We start from the raw sequence: 17,434 nt of genomic DNA, 5'->3' as shown, positions 1-17,434 counted from the left end.
GTTGTTATGAACTGTATAAATACTAAAAATTTAAATATATCATATGGAAATACAGATATTGTAAAAAATTTAAATTTAAATATACCAAAAGGAAAAATAACTACTATAATAGGGGCTAATGGTTGTGGGAAATCAACAATACTTAAAACTATAGGAAGAATTATTAGTCCTAAGAGTGGAAGTATATATATAAATGGAAAGGATATTTATAAAAAGAAATCTAAAGAAATAGCAAAAGATATGGCTGTACTTCCACAAAGTCCTCAAGCTCCTAGTGGTCTTACTGTCTCAGAGTTAATTTCTTATGGAAGATTTCCTCATAAGAGTGGATTTGGTAATTCTAGTAAAGAAGACAGAGATATTGTAAATTGGAGTTTAGAAGTTACTGGAATTGCAGATTTTAAAGACAGAAATATAGAAGACTTATCGGGAGGACAAAGACAAAGGGCATGGATAGCTATGGCTTTAGCACAGGAGACTGATATATTACTACTAGATGAGCCTACAACATATTTAGATTTAGCTCATCAGTTAGAAATATTAAAATTATTAGATGAATTAAATAAAAAACAAGGAAGAACTATTGTTATGGTAATACATGAACTTAATAATGCAGCGAGATTTGCTGACCACATGATAGGTATTAAGAAAGGTAAAATAGTTTGTGAAGGTGATGCATATGATGTCATGACGAAAGATAATCTAAAAGAATTATTTAACATTGATGCAGAAATAGCAACAGATCCAAGAACAAATAAACCAATTTGTATAACTTATGACATGGTATAAATGGTGACAACATGGAAAATCAAGAAGCATTAAGACATGAAAAAATATGGATTTTATTACTTAGATATTCGATACCTGCAATAATAGCAATGATGGTAACTTCACTTTATAATGTAGTAGATAGAGCATTTATTGGTTCTATGGAAGGTATTGGTTCCATAGCTATTGCAGGTCTTGGCGTAACTATGCCAGTATTTACACTAATAATAGCTTTTGGAATGCTAATATCAGTAGGTGCTAGCACAAGATTGTCTATTAAGTTAGGTGAAAGAAATAAGGAAGAAGCAGAAAAGATATTAGGTAATGCTTTGACACTATCTATAATTATATCTTTAATAATAACTGTATTAGGGTTAGTTTTTTTAGAAGATATACTTTTTATTTTGGGTGCAAGTAAAGATTCAATCTCTTATGCAAAAGACTATATGAGTGTTATATTGGTTGGAAGTATATTTAATCTAGTTGCATTTTCTCTTAATAATGCGATTAGGGCAGAAGGTAATCCAAAATTAGCAGCAAGAACAATGATTGTAGGTTGTGTATTAAACTTGATATTGGACCCTATATTCATATTTGTGTTTGATTTAGGTATAAAAGGAGCTGCTATAGCAACAGTACTCTGTCAAGTAGTGGTGTGTATTTGGGTAACATATTATTTTATAAGAGGGAAGTCCAATTTAAAACTAAAAAAATATAATTTAAAATTAGATAAAGATATAGTTAAAAATGTATTTGCAATAGGTATGACACCTTTTGCTATGGAAGTAGCTATAAGCATAACTCATATATTTACAAATAATTCTTTAAAGGCTTATGGTGGGGATTTAGCTATTGGAGCTATGACAGCACTTACATCTATTTTATTGATGTTTATGATGCCTGTATTTGGCTTGAATCAAGGTATGCAAACTATAATATCATACAATTATGGTGCAAAGCAATATGAACGTGCAAAGAAAACTTTAATACTATCTATTATAGTGTCAATTGTTATATTGTCATTTGGATTTTTAGTAGTACAAGTTTTCCCAGAAGTATTTGTAGGTATATTTAATAAAGATTCAGATTTAATGGAGATAGCTGTAAGAGGTATAAACATAAATCTAATTACATTGCCAATAATGGGAATTTCCATTGTAGGACCTGTGTATTTTCAATGTATAAGTAAAGTTAAACATTCTATGTTTTTAACTCTTTTAAGACAATTTATTTTATTTATACCATTAATTATTGTGCTTCCAATTCAATTTAATTTAGATGGAGTTTGGTTAGCACAACCAATTGCAGATTTTATTGCTATGATAATTGTGCTATTATTCTTAAAAAGGGAATTTAAAACGAGAGAAGTATAAATTTATCAAAAAATAAAAGGGTCTATCACTTAATAATTTTAATTATTGACTGATAGACCCTTTTATATATTTTAAATTTTATGTTAAAGGATTTTTATCTTGTATATATAGGGGGAGTGTATTTATATAAAGATACTTTATATATTATATTTATCAGATATTAAAATGTAGAAGCAATTCTATAAATACCAAATTCTCTATGACCAAGACTTTCAGCTTTAGTATATTTACCATTACATACTTCTACTATTTCGTTGAATATTTCTTGCCCTATATCTGCTATTTTAGCACCATCTGTTATAATTCTACCTGCATTTATATCTATATTGTCTGGCATTTTGTTGTATGTATCACTATTTCCAGTGATTTTAATAACTGGAGAAATTGGGCTTCCTGTTGGAGTACCTCTACCAGTTGAAAAGATTACAATCTGTGCACCACCTGCTACCATACCAGTAATAGAATCTATATCTTGTCCCGGAGTATCCATAAAATATAGACCTTTTTTATCATGTGGTAAAATATCAGCATATTCAAGAGCACCTTTAAATGGCTTGTTACCTGCTTTATACATACATCCAAGTGATTTTTCTTCGATTGTTGAAAGTCCACCAGCTTTATTACCAGGAGTAGGTTGACCACTACGTAAATCTTCTCCCATAGCAATTGCTCTCTTTTCTACATCACTTACAAATTTAAGAAACTTATCTTTCATTTTTTCATCTTCAAAACGAGTAGCCAGTAAATGTTCTGCACCAATTACTTCTGTAGTTTCACTTAGTATACTGCTTCCACCTTCATCTACAAGAAGATTTGATGCAACCCCTATTGAAGGGTTTGAAGCTATTCCACTTGTTGGGTCAGAACCACCACATTCAAGTGCTAATGTAATTTCGCTCATATCGAATTCAACTCTTACTTCTTTTGATACTTCACGAGACATTTGACCTATTATTTCAGCTCCTTTAGAGACTGTTTTTAAGGTTCCACCACATTCTTGTATAACAACATAATCTACTTTTTTTCCTGTTGTAGCTATCTCAGAAGCTAAGTCTTTTGCTTGTATACCATCACAACCAAGACCAACTACTAAAACTGCCGCAACATTAGGATTTTTCCCAAATCCTATCAATGTTTTTGCTGTAAGTTCTATATCAGAACCAATTTGACAACATCCATGTTGATGAGGGATAGCTATTGCTCCAGGTACAAGTGATGCTATTCTTGTAGCTGTCTCACTTGAACATACAGATGTTGGAATAACTAAAACATGATTACGAATACCAAACTGTCCATTTTCTCTTAAATAACCCATTAATTTCATTTCAATTACCTCCTATTTTTTGTCTCCACGACCACGTGTACTTTCAATATTATGTACATGAACATAGTCACCAGTTTTTATGTCAACTGTTGCGATTCCTATAACTTCACCATATTTATAGACAACGTCACCTTTTTTTACATCTTCTGTAGCCATCTTGTGAAAAACAGGGATATCATCATTTACTATGTAAGATTTTCCATCAATTGAAACTTTTTCACCCTTAACTAAAGGTCTAACACATGTAACTAGATTATCTTTTTCATTTGCATGAATAATTGCATTCATCACTTTTACCTCCTTAAATATTAATTTACTTCAATATTTTTATTTGTTTTAAAAATAGCTTTTTTCTTTTTTTCTCTTTTATCTAGAAAAGAAACTAACATTGGACAACATATTGCTGTAACAATGATAGCAGCAGCAACCTGTACTGTTGAAACAGCTGCAATTGTAGCTAGAGTAGGGTCTATAGCTGCTAAAGCTTCAGGAGTACCAGCTGCATTGCCAGCTGTTGTTCCAGTTGCTGCACCCACTGCTGGATGCTCTGCACGTATAAGTTTCATTACAAAGTATCCACCCATACCTGTTATTAGAGTAACTCCTAAGCCAAGTACAACCCCAGGTAATCCAGCAGTTATAATTTGATTAAAGTTTAATGCTGCTCCTAAAGGGAAAGCAAAGAAAGGAATTAATAATGTTGTACCAGGTGCAAGGAATTCTCGTATATCTTCATCGAGATTCCCAAGTATAAATCCAAGTAGTATTGGTATGAGTGCTGCAAATAGTGCAACTATAGGTACATTTGCAAGTCCAGTCACTCCAAAAGCAAGCATTGTGAAAAAAGGACCATCATTTAAAGATAATATAGATATTGCTCCAACATCTGTAGAGTCTCCATATTCACCTGCAAGTGCAGCAAATAGACCTCCATTTGAATTGGTCATGGTAGCCACTATGGCAAGAGGTGTAATACCAATTATGCCTTTAGGCCCTATAAATTTACTGACGATAATACCTAATACTGCACCAATTATAAATTTTGTTGCTGTAAGCACTATTCCTTTAGTCAATGGTTTACCAGCTTGTCTAATGTTAATTTGAGCACCATTACATAGACAGAATAGAGCAAGTATACTCATTGCACCAGTTTTAAATAAGGATGTTGTGAATCCTCCAATTTCTAGAGCTTGTGGACATACTGTATTAAATAGTGCTCCCAATAACAAGGGACATACCATAAGTCCTCCCGGTATCTTTTTCACTGATTTTAAGATGTGCATCTAGTATCACTCCTTTACATTTTTATATAAGTATCTAAAAGCAATTACTATGCCAATATATAGATTTTGTATTTAAAGTTATTTTGATTATTTTTGTTGCTTGTTTGAAATGCTGTAGATTACTTAGAATTAAATGCATAATTGTGTGAAATTTAAAATTGAAAATAATTATTTTATTATATAATCGTATTTTTCAGCAAAATAACGAAACGTTTTATGTATTAAAATTAAACATAAAACGTTTCGTTATATTAAATATGTATTATTTTTAAACATCATTTTCTATTTCTTTTAACTTTCTCCATAGAGTAGAGCGGGTTATTTTTAGAATTTCACAAGTTTTTGTAGTATTTCTATTGTTTTCGTTGTAAATTTTATAGATATATATTTTTTCTAATGTCTTTAAATCTAAGTTATTACATTCAAAATTATTATTATTTGTATTAGCTATATTATTTGTATACTCGCTGTTATATTTTTCTGATAAAATTGAGTCAAATGATTCTACAATAACAGCTCTTTCCATCATTCCCTCCAGTTCTCTTATATTCCCTTCGTATTCTCGTTCAAGAAGTACTTGTTTAATATTTGGAGTTATTATTAAAGGTGTTTTGTTGTATTTGATTGAATATTTATGTATAAAAAATTCTGACAACTCTAAAATATCTTCTTTTCTTTCTTTTAAGGAAGGAAGATATAGTGTTAAGATATTTATTCTAAAATAAAGGTCTTGTCTAAATAAACCATCACGCATCATATTTTTTAAGTCTTTATTAGAAGCACAAATAATTTTTACATCTATAGGGATGACTTTATCACCACCAATTCTCATAACTTGTTTTTCCTGTAATACTCTCAACAGTCGTCCTTGAAGTTCAAGAGGAATTTCACTTATTTCATCGAGAAAGATTGTACCTTCATGTGCTAACTCAAATACGCCTGCTTTACCTTTTTTTCTTGCACCTGTAAATGAACCTTCCTCATAACCAAAAAATTCACTTTCTATTAAAGATGGAGGTATAGCAGCACAATTTACAGCAACAAAAGGTGCCTTTTTACGTTTACTATAGTTGTGTATACTTTGACAAAACAGCTCTTTACCAACACCCGATTCTCCAGTAATAATCATTGGAGTATCATAACAGGCATATTTCTTTGCAATTTCTATGCAATTTTTCGTTTTTTCACTAGCATGTATTATATCGTCAAAAGTGTATTTGGCAGAGAGTCCTTTATTTAATAGACTTCTTCTTATTGTATGTTCAAAAGAACTTATTTCTTTACTATCTTGAAATGTAGAAACAGCTCCTTGAATTTGACCATCAACTATGATTGGAACTCTATTTGTAATGATTTTTGTACTTCCTATATTTTGTATTTCACCAATTTGAGGTTCCATAGTCTCAACTACTTGTGGAAGAACTGTGTTTGGAATAACATCTATAACATTATGATAAAGTGCATTTTCTTTTTTTATACCAAATATTTTTTCAGCACTCTTATTAAATAATGTGATTTTAAAATTTTTATCGACTGTTATTATCCCATCATGTACGAAATCTGTCATAGCTTCTATCTGTAATCTTCTTTTTTGTTCATCTTTAGTTGCATCAAGTATTTGCTCTGCTTGTTGAATAGCTCTAAGTATGTTTTCTTCCCTAGATTCGATTAATATCCCCTTGCAATTGAGTCTTTTAACAATATGTGCAACAGTAGTATCTCCTATATATGTGTTGATACCTTTCTTTCTATATTTTTCTATAGCATCATAAATCTCTTCTTCTTTTTCAATTTCAATCATAGTTATTTTTTTATTCAATATTTCTTCTATAATGTCAAAACCATAGATTACATTATTAAATCCAATTATTCCAAATGGTTCATTAGAGTTTTTTACTTCTTTATAGCTTTCTATGATATCATAAGCATCTACTTTAATTTCAACTACAGGTATGTTGTAAGTAGATTTTAGCATATTGTAAGTCCCACCTCGGCTTATGATAATTCTGGTTCCATGATTAATACTTTTTTCAGCAAGAGGTATCCCTTCTTTTAGATTACCAAATACAACATCAATATTTGTATACTTGTGTTTTTTAACTATGTGAATTGATTTTTCATAGGTTCCTTTAGTGGGAGCAATAACGAGTATTTCTTTCATAATGATTCCTCCATATTTCATCAAATAAACTTAAATATTATACTATGGCTAAATTTATCAGTTATATTTTAATATTTTACTTTATATTTAATTATAAATAAAGTGTTTTTAAAAAGAACATTATAAAAGACTGCACAAAAATTAGATTTTAGAATTCTAAAGTTCTTTTTTTGTACAGTCTTTTAATATATAATGTCTATTTATCAAATCTATTTACTCTAAACAATTTCATATTTTTATTTTCTTTACCAAGATACAATTCACTTAACATTATACCACCAAGTATTGCAAAGAGTATTCCATTGGCTCCATAACCTAGGCAATACCATAGATTGTGGTTTTTGTTATCTGGACCAATAAAACCTAAATTATCTAAAGTAGAAGCAAAACAACCACAATATTTATACTCAATCTGTATATCTTCTATATCCTTAAACATACTTTTTAATCTTTGTTCTAAAATGTCATACTTTTCATTAGCTAAAGTTTCGTTTTCTATATCATCAAAACTTACATCCTCGCCACCTATAATTAATCGATTATCTTTCGTAGTTCTTAGATAATTATATGGGTCACAGTTATCTCTAATTAGAACATTGTTTTTCCAAGAGTCTATATTTTCAATCGGTTTTGTCGCTATATTGAAAGTATTTGACTTAGTTGCAAAGTTTCTTTTTGTAAATAAACTTGTATTGTACCCTGTAGCTACGATTAGTTTTTTTCCATGAACTTTATAACCATAAGATACTTCAGCAGTCACTTTATCATTTGAAAAGTCTACTTTTTTTACTTCTGTATTTTCATATACTTGCAGACCATTTTTTAGACTTACATCGATTAAATGATGACTATACTTATATGGGTCTAGTTCTCTTCCTCCGTTTTTTGCTATCAACCCTGATTTCAAATCAAAACTAAAAGGGTTTGTAGATTCATCAATATATTCAACATCGAATCCATTTTCTTTTCTTAAATTATATTCTTCTTTTATAGCCTTAACTTCAAGTTTATTAGCAGTATAAAGTAGAGTATCTCTCTTGGCATAATCACACTTATTTCCATAGAGTTCTATAAATTCATCTAACTCTTCAAGTGCTGATACACAAAGGTTGTATGCTTTTAGAGCATCAGTTAAAGTCATAACTTCTGTTAAGTCTATCAAATTGTCATCTAACTCATACTGTAAAAGAGAAGTGGTTACACTAGTGCTTCCATGTGCAATCCTTCCTTTTTCGAGAATGACTGATTTTATATTGTTTTTAGCTAGATAGTAAGCACAAATGCATCCAGTAACACCACCACCAACAATTATAACATCAGTATCAATGTCATCAGTAAGATACGGAAATTGTTTTGGAATTTTGTTTATATTAGTAAAAATAGGTTTTCCTTTTACATATTCTTGATTCATATATTTCACTCCTAAAATTTATTATGTATGAGTGTATTATTTTCTATAGCAAATAATATTATACATTTTAATTATCTAGATATATGGGTATGTATAAATAAAAATGTGATAACATTTTAGTGTAAAACATATGTATAATATATTCATAAGTACTTTACTTTAAGTAATAGTGGTATATAATGTTTTTAATAAGTAAAAGGATTAGATAAAAGTTAATTAAAAATTTAAAGTAGGAGGTAAATTTATGCTTTCAAAAGATATAGCTTCAAAGGTATTAGAAAAGTGTCTAATTACTGGAGGAGACTTCGCTGAGATTTTTGAAGAAGACACTATAAATAATTCTATTAGTTTAATAGATAATAAGGTAGAAAATGCAATAGGTGGAAGAAATTATGGTATAGGAATAAGAATATTTAAAGGATTAAAAAGTATATATGCTTATACAAGTGACAATTCGTTAAATAGTTTGTTGGATGTAGCATATAAAGCTGCTGTTGCTCTAGGTAGATTAGAAGATGGAAAAAGTGTAATACTAAATGACAATATTAAAATAAATAACGTACATAATATAAAAATTTATCCAAATTCAATAGGTAATAGAGATAAAGTAAATGTAATGAAGATTGCATATAAGAGTGCAAAAGAGTTTAGTAGTGATATATCACAAGTGAGTGTTAGCTATTCAGATAAAGACCAAAAAATATTAATTGCAAATACTGAAGGAGTATATGTTGAAGATAGAAGAATAAGAACGAGACTTGGAATAAGTTCAGTTGCGTCTAAAGGCAATGAAAATCAAACTGGATTTGAAGGTCCTGGAGGTTGCAAAGGATTTGAGATATTTGAAGAGATAGACCCAGAATACTATGCAAGAGAATCGGCTAGAGTAGCACATACTATGTTGCATGCTAAAAATTGTCCAGCAGGTAATATGATGGTGGCGATAGATAATGGATTTGGTGGGGTAATTTTTCATGAAGCATGTGGACATTCTTTGGAAGCTACATCAGTTGCAAAAGGCAACTCTGTATTTGCAGATAAATTAGGTCAACAGATTGCTTCTACAAAGATTACAGCTATAGATGATGGTACAATACCAAATTACTGGGGCTCTATGAATATAGATGATGAAGGAAATCCAGCTCAAAAAAATATACTAATTGAAAATGGAATATTGAAGTCTTATATGATAGATAAGCTGAATGGTAGACGAATGGGAATGAATCCTACAGGAAGTTCTCGTAGACAAAACTATAAATTTGCTCCAACTTCAAGAATGACCAACACTTATATTGCTGCTGGAGAAGATAAACCAGAAGATATTATAAAGTCAATACCAGATGGACTTTATGCTAAAAAAATGGGTGGCGGCTCTGTAAATCCTGTAACAGGAGAGTTTAATTTCGCAGTTTCAGAGGGCTACTTGATAAAAAATGGAGAAATACAAAAGCCAGTTAGAGGTGCTAGTTTAATTGGAAAAGGTAGCGATGTACTTATGAATATAGATATGGTTGGGGATAACTTAAAACAAGCTCAGGGGATGTGTGGTTCATCATCAGGAAGTATACCAACCAATGTAGGTCAACCTATGATAAGGGTAAAAGAAATTACTGTAGGTGGAAGATAGGAGGGATAATTGTGGAACTTAAAAGTTTTAAGGATATATTATTTAAAAAAGCTCTAAGTGAAGGTTTTGAAGAGTGTGAAGTATATTATTATACAGGAGAAAATTTAAGTATAAATATATATGAAGGAGAAGTTGAAAAATACAATCTTGATAAGTCTTTTGGTTTATCTTTTAGAGGAAAAGTAAATGGAAAGATAGGTTACTCTTATACTGAAATTTTAGATGATAAAGCTGTTGATATGTTGATAAAAAGTGTAAAAGATGGGGTAAATACCATTGAAAATGAAGATGTACAGTTTATATATGAAGGTGACAAGCACTATAATTATGTAAAGACTTATTCTAAAGAGTTGGAAAATTTAGAAGCAGATAAGTTGATTGATTTAGCTCTAGAAATGGAAAGAGAGACTAAAGCTTATTCAGATAAGGTAGTAAATTTATCTAGATGTACTATATCTTATTCTGTATCAAGCAATGGTATATATAATACTAAAGGTCTTGATTTGAGTAATACAACTAATATGCTTATAGGGTTTGTAGTTCCTATCATAGAAGACAATGGGCAAAAATATGATGGAGTAGGATACAATATAGCAACTTCTATTGGAGAAATAAAGCCTTACAAGATAGCAAAACTTGGTGTTGATAATGCTTTATCTAAAGTAGGTGGTAAGAGTATTCCATCAGGTAAATATAAAACTATACTGTTTAATGAAGCTATGGTATCTTTACTTAGCACATTTTCTGGAATATTTAATGCAGATTCAGCTCAAAAAGGATTATCTTTATTAAAAGACAGAGAAGGAGATATGATAGCATCTCCTATAGTTACAATAGTTGATGACCCACTTTTAGAAAATGGTATGGCATCTACTCCTTTTGACGATGAAGGAGTAGCCACATTTAAAAAAGAAGTCATTTCAAATGGAAAGCTTATAACTTTACTTCATAACTTAAAGACGGCTAATAAGGCAAATGTAAAGACTACAGGAAATGGAATAAAATCTTCGTATTCATCACCTATAGGTATACATCCAACTAACTTTTATATAGAGAAAGGAGATAAATCTCTAGATGAAATTATGAAGGATATAGGTGAAGGATTGATGGTTACTAGTTTTGCAGGTCTTCATTCAGGTGCAAATTCAGTAACAGGAGACTTTTCTTTGGCAGCTAAAGGTTTTTATATTAAAGAAGGGCAAAAAGCATTTCCAGTAGAGCAAATTACAGTAGCAGGAAACTATTTTGACCTATTGAAAAATATTGAAGTTATAGGAGAAGATTTAGAATTTCCAATGAGTAGTATAGGCTCACCTTCAGTTGTTATTAAAGAATTATCAGTAGCAGGTAAAGATGAATAATTAAAAAGTAATTGTATAGGTAAAAAGCCATGTTAATCAAAATTAACATGGCTTTTTACTATGTAATTTAAGTTTTAGTATTTAAATCATAGAGACGGATTTATATGCATACAATTAATATCATATGTTAAATTTAGAGGAGGATATATTATGAGTGATGCACATTACGATATGCACAAGAGAAAGGGATATTCAAGTGATGAACCATACCCAGAAATAAGAGTCTTAGGACCAAATAAGTATTATGCAGAACTACTGATGGATGATTATTCTGGTAGAGCTAGTGAATTTACAAGTGTAACACAGTACTTGTACCATGATTTTGATTCAGATGAAAATTATAAAGAACTTAATGAAATGTGGGTAAATATATCTATAACAGAGATGTTACATATGGAGATATTGGCAAAGACAATAAGATTGTTGGGTGGAAACCCTGTATACAGGGGTTCTACAAGTTCATGTGGTGCATATTGGAATGGCAGTTTTGTATATTATGGAGATTCCATTTGCGACAGACTAAAATCAGATTTACACTTGGAGTATGTAGCTATTGATAATTATTATAGAGATATAAGTATTATAGAAGACCCTTATATAAAAGCTATATTAAATAGAATAATTTTAGACGAAAAAGTTCATGTAGGCTTGTTTAAAAAAGCAATAGAAAAGTACTGCAGATAAACTCGAAAGTTTAGCTATTCATAATTTTATTCATATATATAAAATAGATATCATAAATTTTCTTGAAGGGAGTTGCTATTGATATGTATTATGTATATGTAAATGGTATAAATATAGCAGTGTATGATTTAAATCCGCACGCTAAAAAAACAGTACTTTTTATACATGGTTGGCCATTAGGGCATGAGATATTTGAATATCAAACTAATATACTGCCAAAACTTGGATATAGAACAGTTTCAATTGATTTAAGAGGTTTTGGCAAGTCTGATGCAACATCAGGAGGGTATAATTATAGCCAATTAGCAGATGATATTTATAAGGTGGTGCATGCTCTTGGATTAAGAGATTTTACCCTTGTTGGTTTTTCAATGGGGGGAGCAATTGTACTTAGATATATGAGTCTATTTCATGGGTATGGTGTATCAAAATTGGCATTGTTTGCTGCCGCTGCACCATCATTTGTACAAAGACCTCCAGAGTTTCCATATGGTATGACACGTGAGGATGTTAATAAATTAATAGCTCAGGCATGTACTGATAGACCAGAAATGGTAAGTAATTTTGGAGAAAAAGTATTTGCATCTAATCCATCAGAAAGCTTTAGAAGGTGGTTTGACGACATTGGTTTTAGCGCATCGGGTATTGGCACGATTGGAACAGCTGTATCTTTAAGAGATGAAGAATTGTTTAACGATTTAAAATGTGTAAGAGTGCCAACAGGTATATTCCATGGAAAATTAGACCAAGTATGCCCATATGAGTTTGCAGTTTTTATGAATGAAAAAATAGAAGATTCAACTTTATATACTTTTGAGTATAGTGGTCATGCTATATTCTATGATGAACTCAAACTATTTAATCAGGAATTTTTACAGTTTTTAGAGGAATAGAAATATTTTAGTAGCATTTAAAAATAAGATAATATTATATAAAGTGGTATAGATTAAGTCTTATGCCACTTCATATACTATAGATAAATGGGGTTTTAGAACTATCACTAAGTTCTGAGACCCTATTATTATATGTCATTAAAGTTAACTGCTATGTATGTTATTTAGGAAGAATTCCTCTATAAAGAGAAATTAATTAATCTATAATCAAAAATAAAAATAAATGCTTATCTGAATAAAGAATATGTCTATTTATTTATATGTATACTTTTGTATAGGACTGATATTGCTGCTGATATAAGTATTATACCCATGAAAGCAGGGGAAGCATGACCAAATGATACATAGATTTGACCTCCAATGATAGGTCCAATTATTCTCGCTAAAGATTGAATAGATTGGCTACCTCCTTGAATTCTTCCTTGTTCACTAGAATCAACAGATTTGGATACCATTCCATTGAATGAAGGTCCAAAAATTGAATCACCAAAGCCAAATATAAACATTCCAATAATAAAAAGGGGATAGAATGAGAGTAAAGCTGATGCTGCAATAAAACAGTAACCTGCAATCTCCGAAACCATTCCTAAAATTACTATTTGTACATCACTAAGCTTTAATAAAAGCTTTGGCATTATAAAACCTTGTGAAATTATATCTTGTATACCCATAATTGAAAACATAAGCCCAATTAGTGTAGGTCCCCAATTGAAAGTATCTAGTGTAAATTGAGAAAAGACAGCCTGTAAAGAGCCATTGGGTATCCAAAGTAAAAATCCTGAGATAAGTAATCTTTTTAAGTTATTTATGGAAAGTACATTTGTGAGTTGAGTAAAGGGATTCAATCTTACAAAAGTAATCTTCTTAAGTCTATTAGTTTTGTCAAGGCTCTCAGGCATATATAAGAATCCATAGATAAAATTTAATAAAGTAATTGTTGCACCGAAATACATAGGTACAGAATAACCAAATCTTGCAAGTAATCCTCCAATAGTGGGTCCTATAGCAGCACCTGCACCTGCAACTGCACTAACCCACCCAAAGTATTTTGTTCGTTGTCCTATAGGGGTGATATCTGCAAAATATGCGAAGATAGTACTTATACTACCTCCTGTTAGTCCTTCTATTATACGTCCTGCAAATAATACCCATAGAGCTCCTCCTATACCAAAGATTAAGTATCCAATTGCAGAGCCTAGGAAGCATATTAAGAGTAAAGGTCGACGGCCATATCTATCACTTAAAGCCCCAAGCCCAGGAGCAGCAAAAAATACACAGAATGCATAAATGGATGTAAGTAGAGTAACGACTATGGCTTGATTTTGGGGGTTAGTTATATAAGGTTGTACTAAGAATGGAACAACAGGATTTATAATACTGAAGCCTATTCCACAAAGAAACACAGACATAAGACCAAATGTTAAAGCTTTTTTATTTAGGGTTTGTTCTATGCTTCCTCTATTGTTTGATTTAAATTTGAACATTTAAATTCTCCTTTCAAAAGTTGGTTTTGATTCCTTGGAAACATATTTATCGTATCATCATTTTGTTTCTTTGTCAACAAAAAATGGCGATAAAAAAGCAACCTGTTCTCATCAGAGTTTGGTTGCTACAGTTTCATTTTATTCATTTAAATTTATTCTGATTTAATATCTATATCAAGTTTTCTAATCTCTGCATCCAAATGCCTGTTATACTTTTCTACAAGGTTAATCATACTATTAAACTGTTCTTCTGTTACATCTTCAAATACAGTTTTATCTCTTTCTTGAAATTCTCTATGCAGTTCCTCATGAACCTTGTTAATTTCTTTTCCTTGTTTAGTAAGCCTAAAATAGATTTCTTTTTTGTTATCCTGTTTTTGATAACTTTCAATATAGCCTTTTTTCATGAGCTTTTTAGTTATTTTGCTCATAGCTCCTCTAGTCATATAAAAAGATTCTGCAAGTTTTGTTACGTTGGAATCTGTATTTTTTGCAATGTATTCTATACAATGTACCTCAGAAGGTTTATAATCCTTAAGTGCCTCTTCCATCTTAGACTTATTAAGCCAAGCCAGTTTGTTAAATAAGTTCCTAAAGCCTGTTATGACTTGTTCTTCTTTATTCATGAACCGTCCTCCAATTCGTTGATGCATTAACAATATTATATTAAATTTTTGTTACTATTACAACAACGTCAAAATAATCATATTAGAAATTGAAGTATAGATGAAAAAATAGAAGATACACTGTTTTCCTATGGAAAATAATAACAAATGATATAAAATATGCTTTTTAAGATTTAAAACTTTTTTAAAAAGTGCTACAATAGACCAAATTATTAGTTTCTATATTCACTAAACAGGAGGTGATGGTATGAAAAAACATAATATTTTATTTGTATCAACAGATGACAAAATAAATATAGATATCTCAAAACAATTAGAAAATATATTTGGAGAATTTTGTAATATAGATAATTTAGTCTATATGGATAGCATAAATATTGAACTATTAAAGTATGAGCTTATAGTGTGTTCAGATAATGAGATAAAAGAGCATATACACAATAATATAGATAAAAATATACCTATTGTAATAGTACATCGTACAATAAATATTGAAAATATAAACCAGATAATAAGTATAGAAAATGATTCTGAAGTTATGGTTATAGATGATTATAAAGAATCAGCAGATGAAACCGCCAAGATAATTAAAAAATTAGGATTAATTCATATTAATCTAATACCATATTATCCAGGATGTGATAAGTCTAAATGTGAGATTGGAATTATTACAGGAAGTAGAAATAGAGTACCACAGAACTTAAAGCAAATAATAGATATAGGGGCTAAAATAATCGATATAAATACAGTCATAGAAATCTTTACAAAGCTGAATATATCTATAGATAAATTACATATTATTAAAGAAAAATATAATGAAGACACAGTAAGTGGATATAGATACTATACAACTATGAATAAAACTATGAAGAGTTTTTTGGAGATTATCGATGAAGGTATTGCTTCTATTGATAAATTAGGGAAATTTATATATTGCAATAAAGTATTTTCTAATCTAGTTGGAATAGACCAAAATGAGATTATATCTAATAATTTTATGGATTTATTTAGTGATAAAATTATTAAAAAAATATTTTTTCAAGAGGATGAAGTTAGTGATGAAGTAGTAAGCCTAAATAACAAAAAACTCATAATTAATAAAGTAAATGTGTATGAAAATAATGAACGAATAAAAAGTATTATAAGTATTAAAGATATAAGTGCAATTCAGATGCTTGAGGATAAGATTCAAAATAAATTTCAGACAAAGGGATTTGTATCAAAGTACACATTTGAGAATGTTGTAGGTGAGAGTAAAATAATAAAAGAAAAAATTAATATAGCAAGAAAAATAGCATCTACAGATTTTTCTGTGTTGATACTTGGAGAAAATGGAACAGGAAAGGAAATATTTGCCCAGGCAATACACAATGAGTCTCTAAGAAAAGACAAGCCGTTTGTTGCAGTCAATCTATCTTCTTTGTCAGATACACTTATTGAAAGCGAACTTTTTGGGTATGAAGAAGGCAGTTTCACAGGTGCGATAAAAGGCGGAAAAATAGGGATATTTGAAAGAGCACATACAGGAACAATTTTTTTAGATGAGATAGGTGATATCTCTCTAGAGGTACAGCAAAGATTGTTGAGAGTTTTACAAGAAAAAGAAGTTATGAGAATGGGCGGAAGTAAAATTATACCAATAGATGTTAGGATTATAGCTGCTACAAATAAAGATTTGAAGAAAAAAATCAAAGAAGGTTCTTTTAGAGAAGATTTGTATTATAGGATTAATGTATTACATATAGAAATACCAAGGCTTAGGGAGCGTAAGGAAGATATACCCCTTATAAGTAAGTATTTTTTGGATGAAATAAATAGCAATAAATGTTTTACAGAAAAATCAATGCAGGTATTAAAATTGTATGAGTGGCCAGGTAATGTGAGAGAGCTTAAGAATTTGATTTATTATATCGACACTATAGTAGAGGAAGATAGAGTAGACTATGAGCATTTGCCAGAACAATTTAAATTTCAAAATAACAATACTTTAGTTAATGAAAATTTTGATTCAATTATATTGGATTTTAAACAATCAAATTTCTTTAATGAGAGTATTTGTATATTGATGAGTATAGAAACTTGGAATAATAAAAATATATCATTAGGAAGAAATAAATTACAAGAAATCTTAAAAGAAAAAAGTATGACATTAAGTGTAGACCAAATTAGAAAAAGAATAGATAAGTTAAAAAAACATGGATTACTGTCATCTGGAGTAAAAAAACAAGGGAGTTTTATAACTGATGAAGGAAAGAATTTTATATCATATGTAAAATTTAAGGGGGAAATATAGGGGGCTATAAATGTGAAATCCCCTAAAAACTCCCTATAATAATTCTAAATAAGTAAAATTATTTTAAATATTGAGATAATTTTAAAAATATTAAATTAAAAATAAAAAATATTATTTCTAATAAACAGTAGTAAATCATCACTTTA

General features: G+C 29.9%; 14 protein-coding genes. 7 read left to right on the top strand and 7 right to left on the bottom strand.

The genetic code is table 11. The features are described 5' to 3' along the window. Positions 1-6 precede the first annotated feature (6 nt). Positions 7-789: an ABC transporter ATP-binding protein gene (locus tag ACTG44_RS16430; protein ID WP_021385902.1), complete on the top strand. Its 783-nt coding sequence runs from the start codon at positions 7-9 to the stop codon at positions 787-789. A gap of 11 nt (positions 790-800) precedes the next feature. Continuing rightward, positions 801-2,141 carry an MATE family efflux transporter gene (locus tag ACTG44_RS16425; RefSeq protein ID WP_479920840.1) on the top strand — a complete coding sequence of 447 codons (1,341 nt, stop codon included), beginning with the start codon at positions 801-803 and terminating at the stop codon, positions 2,139-2,141. Positions 2,142-2,301: 160 nt separating this feature from the next. On the opposite strand, the gene ACTG44_RS16420 is transcribed toward ACTG44_RS16425, so the two are convergent. The 5 genes from ACTG44_RS16420 to ACTG44_RS16400 all read right to left on the bottom strand — a co-directional run bounded on the left by ACTG44_RS16420 (position 2,302) and on the right by ACTG44_RS16400 (position 8,320). After that, positions 2,302-3,465 (bottom strand): UxaA family hydrolase, encoded by a 1,164-nt coding sequence (locus tag ACTG44_RS16420; protein ID WP_021385910.1) that lies wholly within the window; start codon positions 3,463-3,465, stop codon positions 2,302-2,304. Between the two features lie 12 nt (positions 3,466-3,477). Beyond that, on the bottom strand, positions 3,478-3,753 hold the full coding sequence (locus ACTG44_RS16415; RefSeq protein WP_021385946.1) for a UxaA family hydrolase: 276 nt from the start codon (positions 3,751-3,753) through the stop codon (positions 3,478-3,480). Between the two features lie 20 nt (positions 3,754-3,773). Next, complete coding sequence (locus tag ACTG44_RS16410; protein WP_479920839.1) at positions 3,774-4,706, bottom strand: 2-keto-3-deoxygluconate permease; 933 nt, start codon at positions 4,704-4,706, stop codon at positions 3,774-3,776. A 310-nt stretch (positions 4,707-5,016) separates the two neighbouring features. Next, positions 5,017-6,930 carry a sigma 54-interacting transcriptional regulator gene (locus ACTG44_RS16405; RefSeq protein ID WP_479917424.1) on the bottom strand — a complete coding sequence of 638 codons (1,914 nt, stop codon included), beginning with the start codon at positions 6,928-6,930 and terminating at the stop codon, positions 5,017-5,019. Positions 6,931-7,105: 175 nt separating this feature from the next. After that, a complete protein-coding gene (locus tag ACTG44_RS16400; RefSeq protein ID WP_021385920.1) occupies positions 7,106-8,320 on the bottom strand; it encodes an NAD(P)/FAD-dependent oxidoreductase in 1,215 nt (404 codons plus the stop codon). 244 nt (positions 8,321-8,564) lie between these two features. Here ACTG44_RS16400 and ACTG44_RS16395 point away from each other — a divergent pair, with 244 nt between their 5' ends. The 4 genes from ACTG44_RS16395 (at position 8,565) to ACTG44_RS16380 (ending at position 12,885) form a co-directional block, all read left to right on the top strand. Continuing rightward, positions 8,565-9,947, top strand: coding sequence for a TldD/PmbA family protein (locus ACTG44_RS16395; RefSeq protein WP_479920838.1), 1,383 nt, complete (start codon positions 8,565-8,567; stop codon positions 9,945-9,947). An 11-nt stretch (positions 9,948-9,958) separates the two neighbouring features. Then, a complete protein-coding gene (locus tag ACTG44_RS16390) occupies positions 9,959-11,308 on the top strand; it encodes a TldD/PmbA family protein (protein WP_479920837.1) in 1,350 nt (449 codons plus the stop codon). Between the two features lie 150 nt (positions 11,309-11,458). Beyond that, positions 11,459-11,992 (top strand): ferritin-like domain-containing protein, encoded by a 534-nt coding sequence (locus ACTG44_RS16385; protein ID WP_021385885.1) that lies wholly within the window; start codon positions 11,459-11,461, stop codon positions 11,990-11,992. Positions 11,993-12,075: 83 nt separating this feature from the next. Continuing rightward, positions 12,076-12,885: an alpha/beta fold hydrolase gene (locus tag ACTG44_RS16380; protein WP_021385929.1), complete on the top strand. Its 810-nt coding sequence runs from the start codon at positions 12,076-12,078 to the stop codon at positions 12,883-12,885. 248 nt (positions 12,886-13,133) lie between these two features. Here ACTG44_RS16380 and ACTG44_RS16375 read toward each other — a convergent pair whose 3' ends face one another. Next, the gene (locus tag ACTG44_RS16375; protein ID WP_021385928.1) at positions 13,134-14,369 is read right to left on the bottom strand and encodes an MFS transporter; all 1,236 of its coding nucleotides are present in this window, start codon (positions 14,367-14,369) and stop codon (positions 13,134-13,136) included. A gap of 152 nt (positions 14,370-14,521) precedes the next feature. Next, on the bottom strand, positions 14,522-14,995 hold the full coding sequence (locus ACTG44_RS16370; protein ID WP_021385842.1) for a MarR family transcriptional regulator: 474 nt from the start codon (positions 14,993-14,995) through the stop codon (positions 14,522-14,524). 247 nt (positions 14,996-15,242) lie between these two features. On the opposite strand from ACTG44_RS16370, the gene ACTG44_RS16365 reads away from it, so the two are divergent. Beyond that, a complete protein-coding gene (locus tag ACTG44_RS16365; protein ID WP_021385845.1) occupies positions 15,243-17,288 on the top strand; it encodes a sigma-54 interaction domain-containing protein in 2,046 nt (681 codons plus the stop codon). Positions 17,289-17,434: the final 146 nt, after the last annotated feature.

It is taken from the genome of Clostridioides sp. LIBA-2809, assembly GCF_056688965.1.
Note: the sequence above shows the minus strand (reverse complement) of the source record. Positions and strands in the feature narration are given on the sequence as shown.